We start from the raw sequence: 22,259 nt of genomic DNA, 5'->3' as shown, positions 1-22,259 counted from the left end.
CGGATACCGGCCGCAGTTTTATTTCAGGACGACGGACGTGACAGGTGTCGCCACGTTGCCTGAAGGCGTAGAGATGGTGATGCCCGGAGACAACGTTACGCTGGCGGTGGAGCTGATCACCCCCATAGCGATGGAGAAGGAGCTCCGGTTCGCCATCCGCGAGGGCGGCAGGACCGTGGGCGCGGGCGTTATCACCGAGATTTCGGAGTAAGAATAGGATTTAAAGGAAATGACTACGTTATCCGCTGGCCAGAAAATCAGGATCAGGTTGAAGGCTTACGACCACAGGGTGCTCGACCAGAGCGTGAAAGAAATAGTCGAGACCGTGCGCCGCTCCGGCGCGCGCGTTATCGGCCCCATACCCATGCCGACAAGCCGCAACCGATGGACGGTTCTGCGGTCTCCGCATGTGGACAAGAAGTCCCGCGAGCAGTTCGAGATGCGCACACATAAGCGCATTATCGACATCGTGGAGCCTTCGCCCAACACGGTGGACGCCCTGATGAAGCTGGACCTTTCGGCTGGCGTGGACATCGAGATAAAGCTGTAGGCCGGGAGCGCTAGGACAATGAAAGGACTTATAGGCAGGAAAGTGGGGATGACCCAGGTGTTCGCCGAGAACGGCGACGCGGTGCCGGTTACGGTGCTGGAGCTGGGGCCGTGCCCGGTTGTGCAGGTTAAAACCCCTGAGAAAGACGGTTATTCGGCGGTGCAGATAGGTTTTGAGCCGCTGGAAAAGAAAGACCCGAGGAAAGTGGCCAAACCGGCCCGTGGGCACTTCGCAAAGGCGAGCGTGAAACCCCACAGGTTTTTGCGGGAGTTCCGGTTGAGCGAAGGCTCCGCCACGTACAAACCCGGAGACACCATAACCGCACAAGTGCTGGAGGGCGCCCATTTCGTATCCATCACCGGGGTGAGCAAGGGTAAAGGTTTCCAGGGCGTCGTGAAACGGTATGGGTTCAAGGGCCAGCCGGCCAGCCGTGGCACCCACGAGTATTTCAGGCACGTAGGCTCGGTGGGCATGAGAGAGTTTCCAGGAAGGGTTACCCCCGGCAAGAAAATGCCCGGTCATATGGGCGCCGAACGGGTGACCACCCTGAATATGGAGCTGGTCAGGATATTCCCCGAGCAGAACCTGGTGCTGGTTAAAGGCTCGGTGCCTGGCGCCACAGGAGACTTGGTGTCGGTGGCGGCTAGTGTAAGAAAAGAGAAGAAAGTGCACAAGGCGGCCGAGGCGAGGTTTGTGAACCCGCTGAAGGCTTCCAAGAAGAAGAGCGGGAAATAAACCATGTTGGTTGATGTGTTAGACCTGAGCAAGAAAAAAGTTGGAGAGGCGGAGCTTTCCCCGTCGGTTTTCGAAGCCGAGGTGAAGGAAGGCCTCATTCACGAGGTTGTGCTGTGGCAGTTGGCCAAACGCCGGGCTGGAACCCATAATACCAAGGTTCGTAGCGAAGTGAGCGGCGGCGGCAGGAAACCCTGGAAACAGAAGGGCACCGGCCGGGCAAGGGCTGGCTCCATCCGTTCCTCCCTGTGGCGTGGCGGCTCCATAACCTTCGGCCCCAGGCCGAGGGACTACAGCTATTCCATCCCCAAGAAAGTGCGGCGCGGCGCGCTGATTTCCGCCCTGTCCTCCAAGGTGAAAGAAAACGCCGTGGTGGTGGTGGATTCCGTTGCGCTGGCGGAGCCCAAGACTAAGCTGGCCGCCTTGGCCCTTAATAACCTGGGTTTGTCCGGCAAGACCCTGGTGGTTGTGGATAAAATAGAGCCCAATACAGGTTTGGGTTTCAGGAATATTCCCCGCGTGAAGCTTATGTCCGCGCAGGGGCTGAATGTTTATGACGTGCTCAACGCCAACAATCTCCTTATAACCAAGGAGGCTTTGGGCGTGATTCAGGAGAGCCTTGGAAAATGACTACAAGCGCGTATGATCTGATCCGCCGCCCGATCATCACCGAAAAGGCCGGCGACGCCAAGGATCATCAGAACAAGATAACGTTCTCGGTAGCCCCCGCCGCCACCAAGGGCCAGGTGAAAAAAGCCGTTGAAGAAGTGTTCAAGGTAAAGGTGGACAAAGTGAACATAGTAAACGTCAAGGGCAAGGTGAAACGGCTGGGCCGGTTCTCCGGCAAACGGCCCGACTGGAAAAAGGCCATCGTCACCGTGAAAGAAGGCCAGACCATAGAAGTTTTCGAACAGGTATAAGGAACAGGTTTTAACATGGCTCTCAAGAAATTTGCGCCCACCTCGCCCGGTAGCCGCACCCGCGTTACGCTGGACAGCTCCGAGATAACCAAAAGCAGGCCGGAAAAGTCGCTCACAAAACCGACCACCAAGATATCCGGCAGGAACAACCTGGGCCGCGTTACAGTGCGCAGGCGCGGAGGCGGCCACAAAAGGCTTTTGCGCGTTGTGGATTTCAAACGGGACAAAGACGGCATTCCGGCCAAAGTGGAGGCCATTGAATACGATCCGAACCGCACCGCTAATATCGCCCTGTTGAGCTACGCTGATGGCGAGAAACGCTACATCGTGGCTCCGGAGGGCTTGAAAGCGGGCGACCAGGTTATGTCCGGCGAAGGGGCCGACATAAAGACCGGTAACGCCATGCCGCTGAAGAACATTCCCCTCGGCGCGCAGATCCACTGCATAGAAATGACACCGGGCCGTGGCGCGCAGATGATGCGGGCCGCCGGCGCTTCCGCCCAGTTGATGGCCAAGGAGGGGGATAAAGCCCTCATCCGCCTGAAATCCGGCGAGGTGAGGCTGGTTCCCGTGATTTGCAAAGCCACCCTTGGGGCCGTGGGCAACTCCATGCGGGAAGGCATATCAATAGGCAAGGCGGGCAGAAACCGCTGGCTGGGCAAACGCCCCAAGGTTCGCGGCGTGGCCATGAACCCCATCGACCATCCGCATGGCGGCGGCGAGGGCAGAACGTCCGGCGGCAGGCACCCCGTTACCCCGTGGGGCAAGCCCACCAAGGGCGCCAAGACCCGCAAGAAGAAGAACGCATCCGACAAACAGATAGTCAAACGGCGCAAGTAGCCAGGTAAAAGGACGAATATGTCTAGATCGTTAAAAAAAGGACCTTACGTTGAGGACTCTCTAATGAAGAAAGTCCTGGAAATGAACTCCAAGAACGAGAAGAAGATGGTGAAGACCTGGTCCCGCCGCTCCACGGTGACTCCGGAGTTCGTGGGCCATACTTTTGCTGTGCATAACGGGAAGAAGTTCATCCCGGTGTATGTCACCGAGAACATGGTGGGCCACAAGCTTGGCGAATTCGCCGCCACCCGCACCTATCGCGGCCACGCCAAAGGCGAGAAACGGTCCAGCGGCGCCCCGGCCGGCAAATAGCCCGTCTTTTAGCCATTGTGCGGCGCGTCCCAACAAGGGCGCGCCGTTTTTATTTCTCACAACCGCGCCGCTACCAGGTTGGCGTTACCGGTCTTCTCAAGGGGCCAGCATGAAATCCATGAGGCCGCCAGACACCAATATCTGATCCGTCATCGCTATGGCCAGCGAGGAATTCCCGGTAACCATCGTTAGGATCATCTCAAGATAGTCGTGATAGTAAGCCACCGCAAGCATCGTGGTGATGTCATAAGTGGCGTGGTAATCGCCATTGTCGTATCCCGTATTGAACTTCCCGCTCGCCTGGGCGTTTCTATGGGCGAGATTGGAGAATACGCTCTCAACTTCAGCGTTGGAGTAACTGGCCTTGGTCCAATCCATCGTATGCTCCACATACGCCTCTGTGGCCTGGGTTGATGGAGTGGAGTCTGACCAGAATTCCACATCGGTGAATGTGATACTGCCACTATTGCCGGATAAGATTAACCACGCCTTGCCGGAATAGCATGTCTGGCATACAGTATGGATTCCGTCCAGGCGGGACGGGCTCGTTCCTGCCTTGCCGAAAGTCACCGTAACACCGGAGTTGGAGTAATCTGTCCCGGCGATTGATTGCAGACGCCATGCGCCCACCCACGGCTCTTCCGCCAAGGTGGCTGTTGCGCTTGGGCCGGACGAACCGCCGGTTGAGCCGGATGAAGAGACGCCACCACCGCCTCCGCCGCACGAGACAAGGAATAGAAACAGGATGAAACCTGAGAAGTTGATGAATCTTTTCATTTTTGAAGCCCCCCTATGATTTCGTGGATATAATCCTCAGAATTCATTTTCTGGGACACAAAAATGATGGCAGGGAGAGGTCAACCTCTCTTTAGATTAAGCTGGAAATTATTGAGGCGCTCACATCCCCCCATCACCATCTCCGGCGCATGGTAAACCCTGGCTATTCCTAAAGTGTCTCGCCATAAGAATAGTTTAACAATACCCGGTAAGAACCGCCACAGGAAGAATATCCAAGGTATGGTTGCGGCTGAAACCGATTTTCAGCAAATCCTCGGCAACAATTCCCCCGGCAGTTTCCCTATCATCCGCACGCCGCCTACGGATGATGTAACGGTGACTTTTGGCTGGCCCCGTTCCAGCACACGCCCGATAATGGCGGCGTCTTGCCCCAGCCGGTGAGACCGCATAACCTTAAGCGCCTTTTCGGCGTCCCGCTCAGGCGCAATCAGTATCATCTTCCCTTCGTTGGCCACATACATGGGATCCAGCCCTAAAATCTCGCAAGCGCCCGCCACGGATTTTGATATGGGCATGGCCCGCTCATCCAGCCTTATGGAAACGCCAGCGGCCTCGGCTATCTCCACTGCCACGGTGGCCAGACCGCCCCGCGTGGGGTCGCGCATGACATGGATTTCCACCCCGGCGTCTATAATGTCGCTCACAAGGGTATGTAGCGCCGCCGTATCGCTCACAACCGGGGACTCAAACCGCATCCCCTCCCGTTGGCTCATGACGGCTATCCCATGGTCGCCAATGGTTCCGTTGATTATCACCACGTCGCCCGGGGCCGCGTTGCGGGAATGGACCACCAGCCCCTCCCTTGCGGCGCCCACGCCGGAGGTGTTGATGAAAATCTTGTCCCCCTTGCCCCGGGGCACAACCTTTGTGTCTCCACAGGCGATTTGAACGCCCGCTTGCGACGAGGCTTTCCGGATGGAACCGAGAACAGATTTGAACCCGTCCATTGAAAGCCCTTCCTCCAGAATAAAAGCCAGGCTGATAAACAATGGCTCCGCCCCGGCCATGGCCAGGTCGTTTATGGTGCCGTTTATCGCCAGGTCGCCGATGTCACCACCGGGGAATATGAACGGATCTACCACGTAACTGTCGGTGGTGAAACAAATCTTGTTGTGGGGGAGCGTGGCGGGCGTGGCGTCGTCCATGTCCGGCGGCGGCCCGCCGTCATAAATGGCGGGCATTACCACTTTGGACAGCAGTTCTCCGGTCATTTGGCCGCCGGAGCCATGGCCCAGAAGAATGAACTTGTCACGCATGGGCCAACGCTCCTGCGCCATAACGGTAATGGGCGGCGCATGTGCCTTCCGAAGAGACCATGCAGGCCCCGATGGGGTTTTCCGGGACACACGCTTTTCCGAACAGCGGGCAGTCCTGCGGCCCTTTTAACCCTTTAAGTATCTCTCCACACACGCATGCCGGATTTTCACGGGATGGAGGCTCTACAATCCCGAATTTTTTGGCCGCGTCATAAGCTTCATACTTTGGCGCGATGGCCAGGCCGCTATCGGGTATGGGGCCCAGACCGCGCCACACCGCGCTGGATTTTACGAACACGTCCGCCAATATGGCCTGCGCTTTCCTATTGCCCTCGGGCAGGACAACGCGGTTATATTCGTTTTCAACCTCGGCCCGTCCATCGGCCACCTGCCGGACAAGCATGATTACGCCACGAAGGATGTCCAGCGGCTCAAACCCGGTAATGACGCAGGGGACGCCGTATTTTCCTGCAATGGGCCTATAACCCTCCTCGCCGATAATGGCGGAGACATGTGCGGGGCACATGTAGCCGTCCAGCTTCAACTGGCCGCTGGTTAAAGCCTCCATGGGTTCCGGCATCACCTTGTGCGCGCAAAGAACGGAGAAGTTTGTGATACCCAGCTTTTTGGCCATGATGATTGTGGAGGCTATGGAAGGGGCGGTGGTCTCAAAGCCCACTCCCAGGAACACCACCTCGTTATTTTTATTGTTGGCGGCCACGGTCAGCGCGTCCAAGGCGGTATATACCACCCGCACGTCCTTTCCAGCGCCGCGCTCTTTCTGCAGGGCGGAGGATGTGCCGGGCACGCGCATCATGTCGCCGAAGGTGGTGATTATCACCCCCGGCGTTCGCGCCAGCTCAATGGCCATGTCCACATAACCCACGGGTGTCACGCAAACCGGGCACCCGGGGCCAGATACCATTTTCACGTTTTCCGGGAACATGGAGCGCAAACCGTGACGGTAGATGGACATGGTATGGGTACCGCAAACTTCCATCAGTGTAATGGCCCTGGCAAGCCTTGCGGCTTCCCGGACCAGGTCTTGCTCAAGCTTTGCGGCCAGCTTCCCGTCGCGGAACTCTTCGATGTATCTCATCTATCCCGTTCCTCCGACTCCACGATCTCGCGCATCAGCCGCAATGTTTCGTCGGCGGTGGCAGGGTCCACCTTGGCGATGGCGAAACCGGCGTGCGCCATCACATAATCTCCGGGTTTAACGTCGTCCAGCGTCATGACGCAGATGGTTTTGCGGACGCCGTCTATTTCCGCCACGCAGTTCACGTCATCCACTTCGATAACTTTCATCGGCACGGCAACGCACATGTAGCGATTCTCCCGTATTAATCGTTCACCAGAGTTTTAGCGGCTATTAAAGCCTGCCCAAGCGCAAGGCCCCCATCGTTGCAAGGCGCCCTGCCATGCCGGTACACATCAAAACCGGCCGATTGGAGCAATGCGCCCAGCCTGTCGGACAAAACTGAATTCTGGAAAACACCACCGGATAAAAGAACGCGGTTCAGCCCGCTTTCTTTGCGGATACGGCCTGCCATGGCTAAAGCGGCTTGCGCCACCGTCTCGTGGAACCTGGCCGCCATAATCCCCATTCCACGCCTTGCGATAACGTCCTCAACCAGCGATTTGAAGGTGTCCCTGAAATCCAGCGAGACAGCCTGCCCCCCATCTGCGGCGATAAAAAAAGGATACGCCTCGTAACCGCCGGTTTCAACCTCCATCTCCAGCGCCATGGCGGCTTGCCCCTCGAAAGAAGCGCGGGGGCAAAGCCCGATAAGGGCCGAAACAGTGTCGAACATCCTGCCCATTCCATGCGATAACGGGGTGTTCACGCGGTTCTTTAGCATCGTGCGAAAGATTTGGAGCCTCTGCGGCTCCAGCGAGTTTAACCATTCTACCGGCAACGTTGGAAAGCTGTCGCCATAGAGTTCAAACAACAACGCCAGCGCCAACCGGTATGGCTCTCTTATCGCCGCGTCGCCGCCTAACAGGGGGATGGGATTTATCGCGCCCGCTCGTTTAAACTGCCGTGCGGATCCGGTCAAGAACTCGCCACCCCAGATCGAGCCATCAAGACCATATCCCGTGCCATCGAAGATAATGCCGATAACCTCCCCGTCCAATCCACGCTCCGCCATGAGCGACGCCATGTGCGCGTGATGGTGTTGCGCGGCTACCTTTACCGCCTCCGGCCGCGATAGGGCGTAGGTGGAGCTGAGATACGCCGGGTGCATGTCGTGGGCCACGGCCGCCAGCTCGTTGATGCCCAATAGCTCCAACATCCGCTCGACTCCTTCGGTGAAGGTGGCGAGGGTGTCTTCATATTTTAAATCGCCCATGTGCTGGCTTAAAAAAGCCCGATCGCCTTTTATCAGGCAGAAGGTGTTCTTAAGCTCACCTCCAACGGCCAGGATATTAGGGTATTCCCTGTCCAGCATGATAGGCGCAGGCGTGTAGCCCCGGGAGCGCCGGATTACCACAGGGCCGTGGCCCATGACCTTCTCGATGGAATCGTCCGCCTTGTTGTGGATGGGCCGGTTGTGGGCCAGGTAATTATCGGCGATTCCCGCCAGTTGCGTTTTTGCGTCATCATCACGGTAAACGATGGGCTCGTCGCTTATGTTGGCGGATGTCATCACCAGGGAGTTGTACGGCGCCGTATGGAAAAGCAGGTGGTGAAGCGGGGAGTAGGGTAGCATGGCGCCTATATAGCGGTTGCCCGGAGTGGATGAATTGAAACTGGGCGCCGCTATTTTCTTCACCAGAGTGATTGGATGAGGCCTGCTGGCAAGAAGCGCCAGCTCTTTCTCGCTTAGGTGGGCATATCTGGCGACGGTCGCTAAATCAGTAAACATGATGGCGAAAGGTTTTTCGTCCCGCTTTTTCAAGGTTCGTAGCCGGTTTACGGCCTCGTCGTTCCCCGCGTCGCAAGCCAGGTGATAGCCGCCGATTCCTTTAATGGCCACGATTTTTCCCTGCGCCAACGTTTCCATCGCGGCGACAATAGGGTCATCAGCGGCTAGTGGCATAAAATCCGGCCCGAGGAACATCAACCTCGGACCACACACAGGGCAGGCCACGGGCTGGGCGTGGTATCGTCTGTTCTCCGGGTTTTCGTATTCACTCCGGCAATAATGGCACATGGGGAACGCCGACATGGTGGTGTTGGGCCTGTCGTAGGGAACGTCCGTGACGATGGTGAACCGCGGGCCGCAATTTACGCAGTTGATGAACGGGTAACGGTGGCGGCGGTCGGCAGGGTCGAGCATTTCCCGCAGGCAATCGGGGCAAACATCCGCGTCCGGGGCTATTAGCGCCCGTTTGTCCCCTACGTATTCGCTTTCCACTATCACAAAACCCCTGGCCCCAGTGGGCTCGGCGAATGTGGATTTTATGGATGTGATATGGGCAAGTGGCGGCGCCAGCTCTACGATGTCTTCCTCGAAAGCGTTCACGGCGTTATGAGCGCCCTCGGCGTTTATAACAACACCGCGAACATTATTAAGAACATTGCCCGCCACGCCGTGTTTTCCAGCCAGGTGGTGGATGAACGGCCTGAACCCGACACCCTGCACGATGCCGGTGACTTCAATTATTTTCCGCGCACGCTCACCCTTGCCCGGCATTCCGCATTGCCCGGATGAAACCGTACCAATCCTCCATCCCCTCGCCGGTTCTCGACGACACCGTGAAAATCTTCAGCGAGGGATTCACGTTCCTCGCGTATTCCACGGCGCGGGGCAGGTCGAAATCCAGATGGGGCAGAAGGTCAGCCTTGGTAATCAACAGCGCCGACGACACCCGGAACATCTTTGGGTATTTGGCCGGTTTGTCTTCCCCTTCGGTGACGGACATCACCGCCACTTTCATATTCTCCCCCAGGTCGTAAGAGGCGGGGCATACCAGGTTGCCCACGTTTTCGATAAGCAAAGTGTCCACGGTCTGCAAGGGTATTTCGGCAAACGCGCCGCGCACCATCTGCGCGTCCAGATGGCACGCCGATATGGTGTTTATCTGCGTGACGGGAACGCCGGTTTCCGCTATCCTCCGGGCGTCGTTGTCCGTCTCCTGGTCCCCCTCGATTACCGCGAACCTGATTTCGTCTTTCAGGTCGTTGAGGGTGCGCACCAGCAAAGAGGTTTTGCCCGCCCCCGGCGAGCTTACGAAATTTAACGCCGTAACGGAAAGCCGCGCGAGATGTTCGCGGTTGGCCGCGGCTATCTCGTCGTTCTTGCCGAGCACGTTTTTCCTGACTTCCACCACCTCGGCCATTATTCAATCTCCATCTGGCGCACGGCCAGCTCTTCCCCGGCCACCATTGCCGCGGACAACCCTTCGCACTTGGGGCAGATGAATATGCGGTTTTCCGGCGCGAAGCTCAAGCCGCAGTCGGGGCACTGCGCCTTAGCGGCTATTTTCTCGATAACAAGTTGGCTACCCTCTGCCAGGCTTCCCTTCACCGCCGCCTCGTAACAGAAAGCCAGCGCGTCGGGCATGACGCCGCTAAGCTCCCCCACCTCCACGGTGACGGACAGTATCCTGCTGGCGTTTTTTTCGCGGGCATGGGTCTCCGCAATCTGCGCCACGCTTATAGCCACGGACATTTCGTGCACAATTTAAAGCCCCGCGCGTTTCTCTATGAAATCGACAAAAAGCCGCACGCCAATGCCCACACCGCCCAGCGGGATGTAGCTACGCGCCTTATCGCTGATATAAGCGGTGCCCGCCACGTCCAGATGGGCCCATTTGCCTTTCACATGGCGCTTTAAGAAAGCGGCGGCGGTGATGGCCCCGCCCCAGCGGGGGCCTACGTTCTTTATGTCCGCCACTTCGCTTTTTATCTGGTCCTCATATTCGGGCCAGAGGGGCATGGGCCACAACCGTTCACCGGATATTTCGCCCGAATCTTTTAATTGTTCCATCAAATCGTCGTCGTTGCCGAAAAGGCCGGAGCAGTGGGTTCCAAGCGCCACCATGCAGGCTCCGGTGAGGGTGGCGATGTCCACCACGCAATCAGGCTCGTATTTACCGGCGTAGGCCAGCGCGTCGGAAAGGATAAGCCGCCCCTCCGCGTCGGTGTTGATTATTTCCATGGAGACGCCGGACAGGGATGTCACCACGTCCCCCGGTTTGGTGGCGGAGCCGCCGGGCATGTTCTCGGTGGATGGCACAAGCCCCACCACGTTGGTTTTCAATTTCAGCGCCGCCACGGAACGCATGGCCGCTATCACCGCCGCGCCCCCGGACATGTCCGCCTTCATCTCCTCCATCCGCTCTGATGGCTTTATGGATATGCCGCCGGTGTCGAAGGTAAGGCCCTTACCGACAAGAACTATGGGCTTCTGGTTTTTCGGCCCTTTCATCCATTCCATTATGATGAACCTGGCCGGCTGGTGGCTTCCCTTGGCCACGGCCATAAGCCCGCCCATCTTGTTTTTCTCTATCTCTTTGGGGCCGAAGACGGAGCATTTAACGCCATATTCCGCCGACATTTTCCGCGCCTGCCCGGCAAGGTATGACGGTGTGGCTATATTGGATGGGAGGTTTATCATGTCCCGCGCCAAACAGGCTGAATCCGCAAGGATGGCGCCTTTCTTCACGCCTCCGGCCATCTTGCGCTCCTCGATGGCCGATTCCGCCGCAAGGGTGGCGGAATCCACTTTCCTCCGCGATTTTTCAGCCTTGAGCGTGTCGAACACATAGAGGGCCAGCATTGAGCCCTCTGTCACCGCCTGGGCCAGCAAGGCCGTGTCCGCCCCTTTAACCTTCGCCTGCGCAAGCCCGGTAACGAAATTTTTCACGCCGTTGTCGCGCAATATGGCGGCCACCCTGCCGGAGACCTGCCGCACTTTTTCTACGGTAACGTTTTCCTTCTTGCCCAGCCCGGCTATAAGTATTTTCCCGGCTGGTATGATGCCCAGCCCGTCTATCAGTAACGTCTGCCCCTGTTTCCCTTCGAACAAGCCGGATTTTACGGCTTTGGATATGTGGCCATTCAAGGCCTTGTCGAGCCGTTTTAAAGCCCCATCCAGCGCCTCACCCTCGAAAAGATAGAGGGCAGTGGCTTCAGATCTGACTTTGTCCAGCTCGCATGCTTTCGCGCTAAATTTCATTACGCCTCCGGATTGTGAAAACTTGCGCCCCGGAAGAGGGGCTTGCCTTGTTAAGTATATTACGCCGTCGCGCCGCCCTTCAATCCAAGAGTGGTTTGCGTGAAGGCCGCCGGGCGTTTATTATTGCATGATGAAAGATAAATGGCGGCTATTGCTGGACGCGCCCGCCGATGGCGCGTGGAACATGGCTGTGGACGCGGCGCTTTGCGCCATGGCCGAATCGGACGATGCAACGCCGGTTCTTCGCCTGTACGGATGGAGCAGGCCCACGCTATCCGTGGGATACGCGCAAAACGTGGAGACGGACGTGGATCCGGAGTATCTCCACAGCCATAACATCGATCTTGTAAGACGGCCTACCGGCGGGAGAGCCGTGCTTCATTGGGACGAGATCACCTATTCTGTGGTGATTCCCGCAAGCGACAGGCATTATGGCTCATTGAGGGTAATGTATGAAACCGTGGCCCGCGCGTTGAAAACCGCGTTGCGGGATATGGGGCTGGCGGTGGACGAGGACAGCGTCAAAGAATACGCTAAAAACCCCTGTTGCTTCGCCACCAGGACAAGGCACGAGATTTCCGTGATGGGGCGTAAAGTTGTAGGCTCCGCCCAGCGCCGGTCAAAAAAGGCGGCGCTTCAGCATGGTAGCGTTATACTAACGATGGACACCTGCGCATACCTTTCATGTCTGCGGTTCACCGACCCGCGCCGCAGGGAAGAGGCGGCCTTGGGGCTGGGGGGCATCAACAGCCTGCCGTATATCAAGATCAAAGCGGATGAGGGCCGTAACGCCATTATCCGCGCCTTCGAGCGGGTTTTGGAGGCCGGTTTCATGGATAGCCTTCTTACCCCGGAAGAGGAAGAACTGGCGAAGGAAATGACGGAGAATTTCATGGTTTCCGCGATGAACGAAAACCAGCCCCATAATGTATAATAATCCCCTTGCGGCCAGAAATCATACATGGTTTGAACTCAATAGAAGGTTTTCATGAGCGAAGACACCGCGGCGGACGCGCCGTTTGACGATAAAGCCCCGGCCAAGGCCGGATACGAGAAGGTGGACAGCTGGTTTGACCTGCCAGCCATGGAACGGGATATCCTGAAGTTGTGGGAAGACACAGACGCGTTCAACCTGCTTCGCGAGAAAAACCGGGGTAAAGAAAAATATTCATTTCTTGACGGCCCCATCACCGCCAACAACCCCATGGGGGTGCATCACGCCTGGGGAAGGACCTATAAGGACGCTTACCAGCGCTATTGGGCCATGAACGGGCGGGAGCTTCGTTATCAAAACGGGTTCGACTGCCAGGGCCTGTGGGTTGAAGTGGAAGTTGAAAAAGAAAAGGGGTTCACCACCAAACGCCAGGTGGAGGAATATGGCATAGACCGGTTCGTGAACGACTGCAAGGCCCGGGTGATCAAATATTCCGGGGTGCAGACGGACCAGTCCAAACGGCTCGGCATGTGGATGGATTGGGACAACTCCTACTACACCATGAGCGAGGAGAACAACTACTCCATCTGGGCGTTCCTGAAAAAATGCCACAGCGAGGGCAAAGTATATCGCGGAACGGACGTGATGCCCTGGTCGGGCCGCTCCGGTTGCGCGTACTCCCACATGGAGGTTATCGAGGGCAGAAAGCTTGTGGCGCACACGTCGGTGTTCGTGCGTTTCCCTCTTATAGACAAACCCGGCGAGAACCTCCTGATATGGACTACCACGCCATGGACCCTTACCTCCAACGTGGCGGCGGCGGTGAACGTGGATCTGGAGTATGTCCGGCTCCGCTCCAAAAAGGACGGCCAGATCTATTATGTGGCCGCCGAGAACGTGGAGTTCAAACGGCTGGACAAGCAGTTCAAGGAAAAGAAAGAGTGGCTGGATGGGGTTCCCAAACTAAAGACCATCGCCCAGATCTTCAACGAACGCGGCGGGTATGAGATAGAGGGAAAGATAAAAGGCGCAGGGCTTGTGGGGTTGCGGTACGCGGGCCCCTTCGACGAGCTGGAGGCGCAATCCATCCCAGGCGGCTATCCCTTCGAGAATCCCGGCGTTACCACTCCGGCCAAGGAAGCCCATAGGGTTATAGACGGCGGGCGGGACAGCCAGGGAAATCCGGCGGTGGTGGCCGGAGAAGGCACGGGCATTGTGCATATCGCCCCCGGATGTGGCGATGTGGACCATGTGATAGGTAAAAAAGAGGGGCTACCGCTACTTTCCCCGTTGGATGCCGGAGCTTTGTTCATAGACAAGTTCGGTTCCTTCACCGGCAAGAACGCCACTTCCAATGATGTGCGCGACCTGGTGTTGGACAGTCTCACCCAAAAAGGATTGTTGATAGCCACCGAGCAATACCCCCATTTCTATCCCCATTGCTGGCGCACCGGCGACGAGCTGGTTTTCCGCCTGGTGGACGAGTGGTATATCAACATGGACTGGCGCGAGCGGATAAAGAAGATAGTGGACGACATCCGCTGGATACCCGCCTGGGGGCATGACCGGGAGATGGAATGGCTGGAGAACATGAGCGACTGGATGATCTCCAAAAAACGCTTCTGGGGTCTGGCCCTGCCGATATGGGCATGTGAGAAGTGCGGTCATTTCGACGTTATCGGCGGCCGGGAGGAGTTGAAATCCCGCGCCATCGAGGGTTGGGATAAATTCGAGGGGCATACCCCCCACCGCCCGTGGATAGACCAGGTGAAGATAGCCTGTGAAAAATGCGGCTCCAAAGCCCATCGCGTGCCAGATGTGGGCAACCCCTGGCTGGACGCGGGCATAGTGCCATACTCCACCACCGGCTATTCCACCGACAGGGAGTATTGGGCCAAATGGATCCCAGCGGACCTTATTGTGGAATGTTTCCCCGGCCAGTTCAGGAACTGGTTCTATAGCCTTCTGGCCATGAGCGCCATGATGGAGAACATGGCCCCCTTCAAGACCCTGAAGGGTTACGCGCTGGTGCGCGACGAGAAGGGGGAGGAGATGCACAAGTCCAAGGGGAACGCCATATGGTTCAACGACGCGGCGGACCAGGCCGGGGCCGATGTCATGCGCTGGCTATATATGAGGCATGACCCGGCGAAAAACCTCAATTTCGGGTTCGCCCTTCTGCGGGAGATCAGGGGCAAGTTCATCAACACCCTGTGGAACACCTACGGGTTCTATGTGAACTACGCCCGCATCGCCGGGTTTGTCCCCTCGGAGAACCACACCCCCTTCACCGAAAGGCGCGATTTCGACCGGTGGATAATCACCGAGTTGGAGGATGTGATAACCAGGTGCCGCGCCTCCATCGAAGACATAAACATCCGTGGCGCCACCCGCGCGCTGGAGGATTTTGTTGAAACCCTCTCCAACTGGTACATCCGACACAACCGGCGGCGGTTCTGGGGGGAATTGACAGACCCGGATTGCCGCGCCGCGTTTGAAACGCTTTTTGAATGCCTGTACGGCATAACCCGGCTGGCGGCGCCCATAATACCTTTCATGACCGAGAAGATGTACCAGAACCTTCTGCGCGCGGTGGTAAAGGATGCTCCCGTAAGCGTACACCTGGCGGACTATCCTGTAAGCGACCCGTCCCGGATGGACAGGGCGCTGGCCGACGAGATGGAGGCGGTGATCAGGATAAACAGCATCGCACTGTCGGCCCGGGAAGCGAAGAAGATAAAAGTGCGCCAGCCGTTGTCGCTACTCACCGTTGGCCCGGCCAACCCCGTGGAGGCACGGGCGGTGGCGCGGTTTGAGGAGACGTTAAAGGAGTCCCTGAACGTAAAGAAAATCGAGATTGCGGCCCTTGGCGCGAAAAGCCCCATGAGTTACGACCTGAAACCGGATTTCAAAAAGCTGGGGCCGCGCATGGGGAAGCTGATGAACGTTCTGGCCCAGGCCATCGGCGTATCCAAGGATGAGCTTATCGCAAGCCTTAAATCCGGCGCGGAGACGGTGACGGTGAACATCGAGGGCGGCCCCGTGGAGCTTACGAAGGAAGACCTGATTCTGGCCGGGGTGTCGCCGGAGAGCCTGGCTGTGGCCGAGGACGGCAATACCTGGGTGGCCTTCAACGCGGAGATTACCGAGGAGATACGCATAGAAGGTTACATGCGCGAGATTCTGCGCAAACTGCAGGTGGCCCGCAAGAACGAGGGGCTGGAGATAGAGAACCGCATAATGTTGAAGTGGGACACCGCATCCGAATCGCTGGAGAAGGTTTTCGAGGTTCATGGGGCATATCTGGCCGAAGAGCTTCTGGCCGTAAGCGTGGAGCGGGTGAAAGGGCTTCAGAGCGGCGCGGAGTTGGAAGCCGGGGAACATCTGTTGAGGGTGTCGATAGTCAAGGCCTGATTAGCCGCTGGGCATAAAGACCGGTTGTCGGCGGCTTACATAAGCCGCCGTTTTTTTGTTAGTGGAATCATTTGGGCGAAGCGCGGCATCTAAGATAAATAAAAAAATATGGGGCGGGGATAGCTCCGCATAGGAAGTTGGTGGCGCATTCCATGTACTGGCCGGACTTTTCCGCGGCGTTCCTTTTAGGCCTGGCTGGGGGGCTTCATTGCGTGGGCATGTGCGGGGGCATAGTGATGGCCCTCACGCTGGGCTCCCGGGGGCCGTGGTGGCCTGGAGTTGCCACATATCACGCTACGCGTATTACCTCCTACGCCATTTTGGGGGCGCTGGCCGGGGCCGTGGGCGGCGCTGGAACAGCTATGGGCGCGCAGAAAGGCCTGTCGGTGGCGGCGGGTTTTGCGATGGTCATTTTCGCCTTTCAACTGGGCGGGTTCATCCCCGAATCTTTTTTCAAGTTACCCGGATTGGCTCCTCCCGCAAAATATCTTCGTAAAGCCGCCAACGGCAAGTCCATAACTGCCTGGGGTGTGGTGGGGTTTTTTAACGGACTGCTTCCTTGCGGCCTTGTTTACGCGGCGCTGGCGCTGGCGCTAAATTCCGGTAATGGGCTGGCGGGGGCCATTTTACTGGTGGCCTTCGGGCTTGGCACGGCTCCGTCCCTTCTAGGTGTAGCCGCAATCACCAAACTTGTTTCCCCGAGGATCCGGGGCGTTCTGCTTAAAGCCGCCGCCGTGGCGTTGGCGCTTTTCGGGCTGTTCATGATAGTGAAGGTTTTTGTCATGACCGGCCATCATGGGGCTCACCCGGCCGCCCTTCAACATGGATCCCACCAAGAAATCCAACCGCCTTCCATGACGCCATGGAACGTTTCCATCACCGCAGACGGGCGCGTGGAAGTCCTCGGCGTGACCCTTGGAAAAACCACCGTGGAGGAAGCCGCGCGGCTGTTTCTGGCCGACCCGGAAATATCCGTTTTCGAGCGGCGCGATGGAAGCATGTCGCTGGAAGCCTATTTTGGCAAGGTCACCATGGATGGGCTGACCGGCGAGATAACGGCGCTGATACAGACGAATAACGATTTTGTCGTAAGGGTGAGGGAACGCCCGGTTAAAAAAGAACCGGCTCCCAGCGGGGATTTGCGCTACACCTTAGGCTCCGGCGAATTCGCCGAAGCGTTCGTGAAACCTGTGGTGGCGCTCACCTATGTGCCTTCGGTGAATCTGGATGACGATATGGTGGCCAAACGGTTCGGCCCGCCGGATAGGAAAATTAAAACCGGCGGCGCTGTCCATTGGCTTTACCCGGCCAAAGGAGTGGATGTAATAGTGAACGCCGGGGGGAAGGATGTAATCCAGTATGTAACGCCGGAAAAATTCGGGAGTCTGGAAAAACCGCTGGAACAGCGCTAGGTTCGCCCTATCTCTTGTTTTTCCGCTTATCCGATTTGTCGTCAGCGCGTGTTCCGCTTTTCTCCGGCAGTGATGGGTCGTCATCATCCATCAGAATCCTGTTTGCGGGGCCTTCCATGTCGTCATACTGGCCGCTTCGCACAGCCCAGAAAAGCGCCACCAGAACTCCCAGGCCCATAATGATGATGGCCGGTAGCAGGCCGTAGATCACTTCCATCCAACGACTCCCATTCCAATCCGCGCGGAATTGCCAATAACAAGCAGAGAGCTTATTGGCATGGCCACCGCCGCCAGCACCGGCGTTACAAACCCGCCCGCCGCCAGTGGGACCATCACAAGATTATATACAAGCGAAATGGTGAGGTTCTGTTTGATTACAGCCAGCGTCCTTCGCGCCAGGGCGAGCGATTCATAAACCTTGAACAGGCTTGCCCCGGTGACAATCACCCCGGCGCTGGCCATGGATACGTCGGAGCCGGTGGCCACAGCTATTCCCACGTCCGCCGTGGCCAGGGCGGGCGCGTCGTTCACCCCGTCACCCACCATCACCACCACTTTGCCGGCGCTCTTGCGTTCCTTCACGGCGGCGGCTTTTTGTTCCGGCTTCATTTCCGCTATCAATTCCATTCCACCCAACCGGACGGCCAGGTGTTTTGCCACCGCCAGCCTGTCGCCGGTGAGCATGGCAAGCTCCATCCCATCGGCCTTTAGCCGGTCAACGGTTTTTCCCGCGTTTTCCCTTGGGTTGTCTGTCAAGGTTATGTATCCCATCAGCGTCCCGTTTCTGGCGGCGAAGACGCATGTGGCTCCTCCGGCTTCCTCCTGTTGCGCCATTGCAAGCATGGCTGGCGACACAGGCGCCCCGTTGCCTTCCAGCCACCGGGCCGAGCCAGCAAGGATTATCGCCCCATCCACTTTCGCGGCAACGCCCATGCCTGGGGTGTATTTGAAATCCTCCACCCGTTCCGGCTCTTCCAGGCCAAGCTCCCTGGCTTTTAAAACGACGGCCCTGGCCAGGCCATGCTCCGAGTAACGCTCCACGGCGGAAGCCAGCGATAAAAGTTCGCCGGGGGAAACGCCTTCCGCCGGATTGAACCCGGTCACTTTTATCTTTCCCTCGGTCAGCGCCCCGGTTTTATCGAAAAGAAAACTGTTCGCCTTGGCGAGGGTTTCCAGCGATTCGCCGTTCTTTATGAAAATGCCGTTCTTCGCCCCCCACCCGGCGGCCACCACAATGGCCATGGGCGTGGCCATCCCCAAGGCGCAGGGGCATGTGATTATCAGCACCGCCGTGGAGGCCATCAGCGCCTTTTCAACGCCGTCGCCGATCCAAAACATCCATGTAAACACCGCCACGCCAAGGGTCGCGGCTACGAACCACGGCACTATCTTGTCTGAAATCCTCTGCACCGGGGCGCGGGAGGCCTGGGCTTCCTCGATAAGGTTAATCATTTTGGCCAAAGCCGTCTCCCGCATGGGGCGGGTAACCCGCACGCGCAAGGCGCCAGACTGGTTCATGGTTCCCGCCACCACTTCGTCCCCCTGCTTCTTGCTTATGGGGCGGGACTCACCGGTCATCACAGACTCGTCCGCCTCGCTCTCCCCATCCATCACAATCCCGTCCACAGCAATGCGTTCCCCGGGCCTGATAAGCGCCATATCTCCTTCCAGCGCGGCTTTCACCGGGATTATCTCTTCCCCGTTTTCTCTTATCACCGTCACAACCTTTGGTTGCAACTCCATCAGCCGCAGGGTGGCGTCGGCGGCTTTGTGGCGTGAGGCGGCTTCAAGATACCGCCCCACGAGGATCACGAAAATAAACGTCACCACCGTATCAAAATATGTCTCCCCCTGCGCGGGATTGAGCGCCGTGACATAAACCGAGTAAAGGTATGTGGCCGAAGCGCCAATGGCGATGGGCAGGTCCATGGTGAGGGTCAATCCCCTCAGTCCGCGAAAGGCCCCGGCGAAAAATGGCCAGCCGGAGTAAAGCAGGGTGGGCGTGGCCAGGAATAAACCGGCCCACCGGAAGAAGTCGCGGAATTCCCCCTCCGAAGCGCCCGCCCAAAGGGCTATGGCTATCCACATCATGTTCATGGCGGCGAATCCCGCCAGCCCTATGCGGTACAGCATAAGACGCAGATTCTTTTTAGTGGCCTCGTCGGCGGCGATGGTGGAATATGGCGTGGCCGCGTAACCGAGCTTCCCGAGCCTTTGGATGATGGTGGAAAGGTGAGTCGCGTTTTCGTCCCATTTCACCTTCAGCTTTTTTGAAGCAAGGTTCACCTCCGCCGAAACCACCCCCCGGGTCTTTCCAGTCAACGCCCGTTCGATAAGCCATACGCAAGCGGCGCAATGGATGCCGTCCACCAGGAAATAGGCTTCTTTCACGCCATCGCCAGCTACAACTCCCGCCTGCACATCCTCCATGTCGTATATTTCGGGATGTTCCGGCGGGAGAGGAGGCGGGCCGAAAGGGGGCTGGCCGGTGTTAGCGCGTTCGTAATAACCTTCCAGGCCGGATTCGAATATGGCCTGGCAAACCGCCGCGCATCCGTTGCAACAGAAGTTTTTTATTTCGCCCCCGGCTTCCGCTTGGACAGGGCCGGACCCTGGGAGGGGAAGGCCGCAATGGAAACAAACTTCCGTTGAGCGGCTCAAGGGCTTTATTGTGCCCTGTGGCATGGGATTAACGGGATTTAATGATCACTCGCCGGGCCGTATCCGCCTGGTTGTCTCCCTGGCTGGCGGTGATGATGATGTCCCATACCCCATCGAGGGGAAACTCCACGTCCGCCCTGAACGAGCCATCAGCCTGTTTAACCATGGGGGTGGAGAAATCCGCGGTGGCGTCCGATGGCCGGTATGCGGAAAAGGATGCCGAGTCCACCGTCGCATTGGTTCCGTCCACGCCCGTTACATTCAGCGTGAATTCAGTGCGCTTGCCAACGGAGGCTCCCGGAGCCGGAGTTATATCCAGCCTCCAACCCAGTTTCTGGCGCATCACGAAACTTAGCTTGGCCCGTTCGGTGAACGACTGGCCCCGTTCGTAATAATCCTTCGTCACAAGGCCCGGGCTGGACGACACGGCGAAATATACCGCCAGCAGGTTTACCGCCAGCGCCAGGGCGATAAACCCCGCGAAACCCCATATCCATGGGCTTTTGAGGGCGCCTCCCGATGACGCCACTGTTTTACCCGAAGTTGCCGGATTTTGGCTCATGAGGGATATTATCCTCCCGTTTTTGGCGAGATGAACACGCTTTCATACCGGTCGCCGATTGCGCTATCAGACAGGCTTTCCGCTTCGAAATATACCGGGGCTGATTCCACGGCCATCTTGCCTTTGGGGACACGGATCCTGGCCTGCACCGGCGCCACCTTGCCCGCCTCCACCCGCGCCACAGGCCCTCCCATCACATCCAGTCCAAGCCCATCAACGCCAGAAGCGGTGATCCTGTATTCCATGGGCTTGTCGGTCTTGTTGAGTATCTTCACCGTGTAGCTGTTTTGGATGGAGCCGTCCGACAAGGTCACGAATAGCGGCTGGCGCTCGTGGATGACCGTAAGCGTCATGGGGGCAAGATGGGTGGCCCCGTAAATGACACCCGATATGGCGGCGATAACTATGGCGGAGTAGATAAGCACCCGGGGCCGTTTAAAAGCGGCCCTATGGGCCTCGCCATGGCTTTCTTTCAACGACATGTAGCGCACCAGCCCCGTGGGCCTGCCGGTTTTTTCCATAACCGTGTCGCACGCGTCCACACAAAGGGCGCAGGTGATGCACCCTTCCTGCTGGCCGTTCCGGATGTCTATCCCCGTGGGGCAAACAGCCACGCAAAGGTTACAGTCTATGCAATCACCGTTTTTAACTCCTGTCATAGCGCATTTGACGAGCTTGCCCCGGGGCTCGCCGCGCAGGTTGTCATAGGTGGGCATCAGCGTTTCCGGGTCGGTCATGACCCCCTGGATGCGGGCGTATGGGCAAAGCCAGAAGCATATCTGCTCTCGCATGAAGCCCGCGCCTATGTAAGAGCCGATCATGAAGGGGAGGGGCGTTACCCATATATACACCGGCCCTTCCAGCGAGAAATAGCGTCCCCAAAGCTCGAAAACGTCCATGAAGTACGCGGTGAAGGTGATGCCGGTCAACCCGCTTAGAACCAGCCATGCGGCTTGTTTGGGGGCTTTAACGCGGAGTTTATGGAGAGACCATGGAGCCTTGTCCAAAGCGCGCCGCTGGGCGGGCGGCCCTTCTATCCATTCTTCTATCAGGGTGTAAACGTCTGTCCATACCGTCTGCCAGCATACGTATCCGCAGAACACCCGGCCGGCGATGGTGGTGGCCGCGAAGAGGGTGATAAAGAACGTCAACAGTAGCAAGGAGAGCATCCACACATCCTGCGGCCATATGGTAAGAGAGAAAATGTGGTATTTGCGGGCCGGTATGTCCAGCAAAAGGGCTTGCCTTCCGTCCCACCGCAGATAGGGCCCTATGAAATACAAAAGGTAAATGGAGGCAACTAACCATTTGAGCCGGCGGAACCTGCCGGGCATCCGTTTGGCGTGGATGGTTTCCTCGCCCAGGTTAACGTTCCAGTGACCCGCGTCGCCGTATAGTTTATCCAAGGCGTCATGATCCACCCCGCCGCCCGGCGCTGGAGGTGGATTTACGTCTGTTCCCTGGAAATTTATAAATGTTCCGCCCGTAACGGTTTCGTTAGACACTTTTACAATTCCTAAAAAAACATACTGCTAAAGAAAAAGGGGAGGGGACGCGCAAACTCCCGCGTCTGAGCCCTCCCCTTAAATTATTAGATGCCGAAAAAGCCTTTACTGGTTCTTTTCCCCTTGATGGGACAGAAACCAAAGCTTCACCCCAAGGTAAACCACTATGGCCAGAGCGCCAACGGCGCTGATAAGGGAGCCAATCACAACCCAGTCCGTCATAACCGCTTATCCT

Annotated in this window: 22 protein-coding genes; 10 read left to right on the top strand and 12 right to left on the bottom strand. The window is 57.6% G+C overall.

The genetic code is table 11. The features are described from left to right. The 7 genes from tuf to rpsS all read left to right on the top strand — a co-directional run. On the top strand, nt 1-211 hold a 211-nt coding region (gene tuf, locus HY751_03450; GenBank protein MBI4665451.1), incomplete at its 5' end, for an elongation factor Tu. An 18-nt stretch (nt 212-229) separates the two neighbouring features. Next, nucleotides 230-550, top strand: a complete 321-nt coding sequence (gene rpsJ, locus HY751_03445; protein ID MBI4665450.1) for a 30S ribosomal protein S10 — start codon at nt 230-232, stop codon at nt 548-550. A gap of 18 nt (nt 551-568) precedes the next feature. Beyond that, nucleotides 569-1,285 carry a 50S ribosomal protein L3 gene (gene rplC, locus HY751_03440; GenBank protein ID MBI4665449.1) on the top strand — a complete coding sequence of 239 codons (717 nt, stop codon included), beginning with the start codon at nt 569-571 and terminating at the stop codon, nt 1,283-1,285. 3 nt (nt 1,286-1,288) lie between these two features. After that, nucleotides 1,289-1,912 (top strand): 50S ribosomal protein L4, encoded by a 624-nt coding sequence (rplD, locus tag HY751_03435; GenBank protein MBI4665448.1) that lies wholly within the window; start codon nt 1,289-1,291, stop codon nt 1,910-1,912. After that, nucleotides 1,909-2,202, top strand: coding sequence for a 50S ribosomal protein L23 (locus tag HY751_03430; GenBank protein MBI4665447.1), 294 nt, complete (start codon nt 1,909-1,911; stop codon nt 2,200-2,202). Before rplD ends, HY751_03430 begins: the two co-directional genes overlap by 4 nt. Nucleotides 2,203-2,217: 15 nt before the next feature. After that, nucleotides 2,218-3,042, top strand: coding sequence for a 50S ribosomal protein L2 (gene rplB, locus HY751_03425; protein MBI4665446.1), 825 nt, complete (start codon nt 2,218-2,220; stop codon nt 3,040-3,042). 18 nt (nt 3,043-3,060) lie between these two features. Further along, a complete protein-coding gene (gene rpsS / locus HY751_03420) occupies nt 3,061-3,354 on the top strand; it encodes a 30S ribosomal protein S19 (protein MBI4665445.1) in 294 nt (97 codons plus the stop codon). A gap of 96 nt (nt 3,355-3,450) precedes the next feature. Here the strand turns inward: rpsS and HY751_03415 are convergent, their stop codons facing one another. The 8 genes from HY751_03415 to HY751_03380 all read right to left on the bottom strand — a co-directional run bounded on the left by HY751_03415 (nt 3,451) and on the right by HY751_03380 (nt 11,536). Then, the gene (locus tag HY751_03415; GenBank protein MBI4665444.1) at nt 3,451-4,131 is read right to left on the bottom strand and encodes a hypothetical protein; all 681 of its coding nucleotides are present in this window, start codon (nt 4,129-4,131) and stop codon (nt 3,451-3,453) included. Nucleotides 4,132-4,394: 263 nt separating this feature from the next. After that, nucleotides 4,395-5,408: a hydrogenase expression/formation protein HypE gene (hypE, locus tag HY751_03410; protein MBI4665443.1), complete on the bottom strand. Its 1,014-nt coding sequence runs from the start codon at nt 5,406-5,408 to the stop codon at nt 4,395-4,397. Beyond that, on the bottom strand, nt 5,401-6,507 hold the full coding sequence (hypD, locus tag HY751_03405; protein MBI4665442.1) for a hydrogenase formation protein HypD: 1,107 nt from the start codon (nt 6,505-6,507) through the stop codon (nt 5,401-5,403). Before hypD ends, hypE begins: the two co-directional genes overlap by 8 nt. Beyond that, nucleotides 6,504-6,734, bottom strand: a complete 231-nt coding sequence (locus HY751_03400; protein MBI4665441.1) for a HypC/HybG/HupF family hydrogenase formation chaperone — start codon at nt 6,732-6,734, stop codon at nt 6,504-6,506. Before HY751_03400 ends, hypD begins: the two co-directional genes overlap by 4 nt. A 17-nt stretch (nt 6,735-6,751) precedes the next feature. Beyond that, nucleotides 6,752-9,049: a carbamoyltransferase HypF gene (gene hypF, locus HY751_03395; GenBank protein MBI4665440.1), complete on the bottom strand. Its 2,298-nt coding sequence runs from the start codon at nt 9,047-9,049 to the stop codon at nt 6,752-6,754. Further along, on the bottom strand, nt 9,033-9,695 hold the full coding sequence (hypB, locus tag HY751_03390; GenBank protein MBI4665439.1) for a hydrogenase nickel incorporation protein HypB: 663 nt from the start codon (nt 9,693-9,695) through the stop codon (nt 9,033-9,035). The genes hypF and hypB overlap by 17 nt, the downstream gene beginning before the upstream one ends. Continuing rightward, nucleotides 9,695-10,027: a hydrogenase maturation nickel metallochaperone HypA gene (gene hypA, locus HY751_03385; protein MBI4665438.1), complete on the bottom strand. Its 333-nt coding sequence runs from the start codon at nt 10,025-10,027 to the stop codon at nt 9,695-9,697. Before hypA ends, hypB begins: the two co-directional genes overlap by 1 nt. Before the next feature lie 12 nt (nt 10,028-10,039). Continuing rightward, nucleotides 10,040-11,536, bottom strand: a complete 1,497-nt coding sequence (locus tag HY751_03380; protein MBI4665437.1) for a leucyl aminopeptidase — start codon at nt 11,534-11,536, stop codon at nt 10,040-10,042. Nucleotides 11,537-11,663: 127 nt separating this feature from the next. Here HY751_03380 and HY751_03375 point away from each other — a divergent pair, with 127 nt between their 5' ends. The 3 genes from HY751_03375 to HY751_03365 all read left to right on the top strand — a co-directional run bounded on the left by HY751_03375 (nt 11,664) and on the right by HY751_03365 (nt 17,296). Further along, nucleotides 11,664-12,470 (top strand): lipoate--protein ligase family protein, encoded by an 807-nt coding sequence (locus tag HY751_03375; protein MBI4665436.1) that lies wholly within the window; start codon nt 11,664-11,666, stop codon nt 12,468-12,470. 54 nt (nt 12,471-12,524) lie between these two features. Then, on the top strand, nt 12,525-15,884 hold the full coding sequence (locus tag HY751_03370; protein MBI4665435.1) for an isoleucine--tRNA ligase: 3,360 nt from the start codon (nt 12,525-12,527) through the stop codon (nt 15,882-15,884). A gap of 140 nt (nt 15,885-16,024) precedes the next feature. Beyond that, nucleotides 16,025-17,296, top strand: coding sequence for a sulfite exporter TauE/SafE family protein (locus HY751_03365; protein ID MBI4665434.1), 1,272 nt, complete (start codon nt 16,025-16,027; stop codon nt 17,294-17,296). 7 nt (nt 17,297-17,303) lie between these two features. Here HY751_03365 and ccoS read toward each other — a convergent pair whose 3' ends face one another. The 4 genes from ccoS to ccoG are packed head-to-tail and all read right to left on the bottom strand — an operon-like array spanning nt 17,304 to nt 21,853. Further along, a complete protein-coding gene (gene ccoS, locus HY751_03360) occupies nt 17,304-17,513 on the bottom strand; it encodes a cbb3-type cytochrome oxidase assembly protein CcoS (protein MBI4665433.1) in 210 nt (69 codons plus the stop codon). Then, nucleotides 17,504-19,981: a heavy metal translocating P-type ATPase gene (locus tag HY751_03355; GenBank protein ID MBI4665432.1), complete on the bottom strand. Its 2,478-nt coding sequence runs from the start codon at nt 19,979-19,981 to the stop codon at nt 17,504-17,506. Before HY751_03355 ends, ccoS begins: the two co-directional genes overlap by 10 nt. A 4-nt stretch (nt 19,982-19,985) precedes the next feature. Next, nucleotides 19,986-20,519, bottom strand: coding sequence for a FixH family protein (locus HY751_03350; protein MBI4665431.1), 534 nt, complete (start codon nt 20,517-20,519; stop codon nt 19,986-19,988). A gap of 8 nt (nt 20,520-20,527) precedes the next feature. Next, the gene (gene ccoG / locus HY751_03345; GenBank protein MBI4665430.1) at nt 20,528-21,853 is read right to left on the bottom strand and encodes a cytochrome c oxidase accessory protein CcoG; all 1,326 of its coding nucleotides are present in this window, start codon (nt 21,851-21,853) and stop codon (nt 20,528-20,530) included. Nucleotides 21,854-22,259 lie beyond the last annotated feature (406 nt).

It is taken from the genome of Nitrospinota bacterium (assembly GCA_016208975.1).
GTDB lineage: Bacteria > Nitrospinota_A > UBA7883 > UBA7883 > JACRLM01 > JACQXA01.
This window is presented reverse-complemented; position numbering and strand designations above follow the sequence as displayed.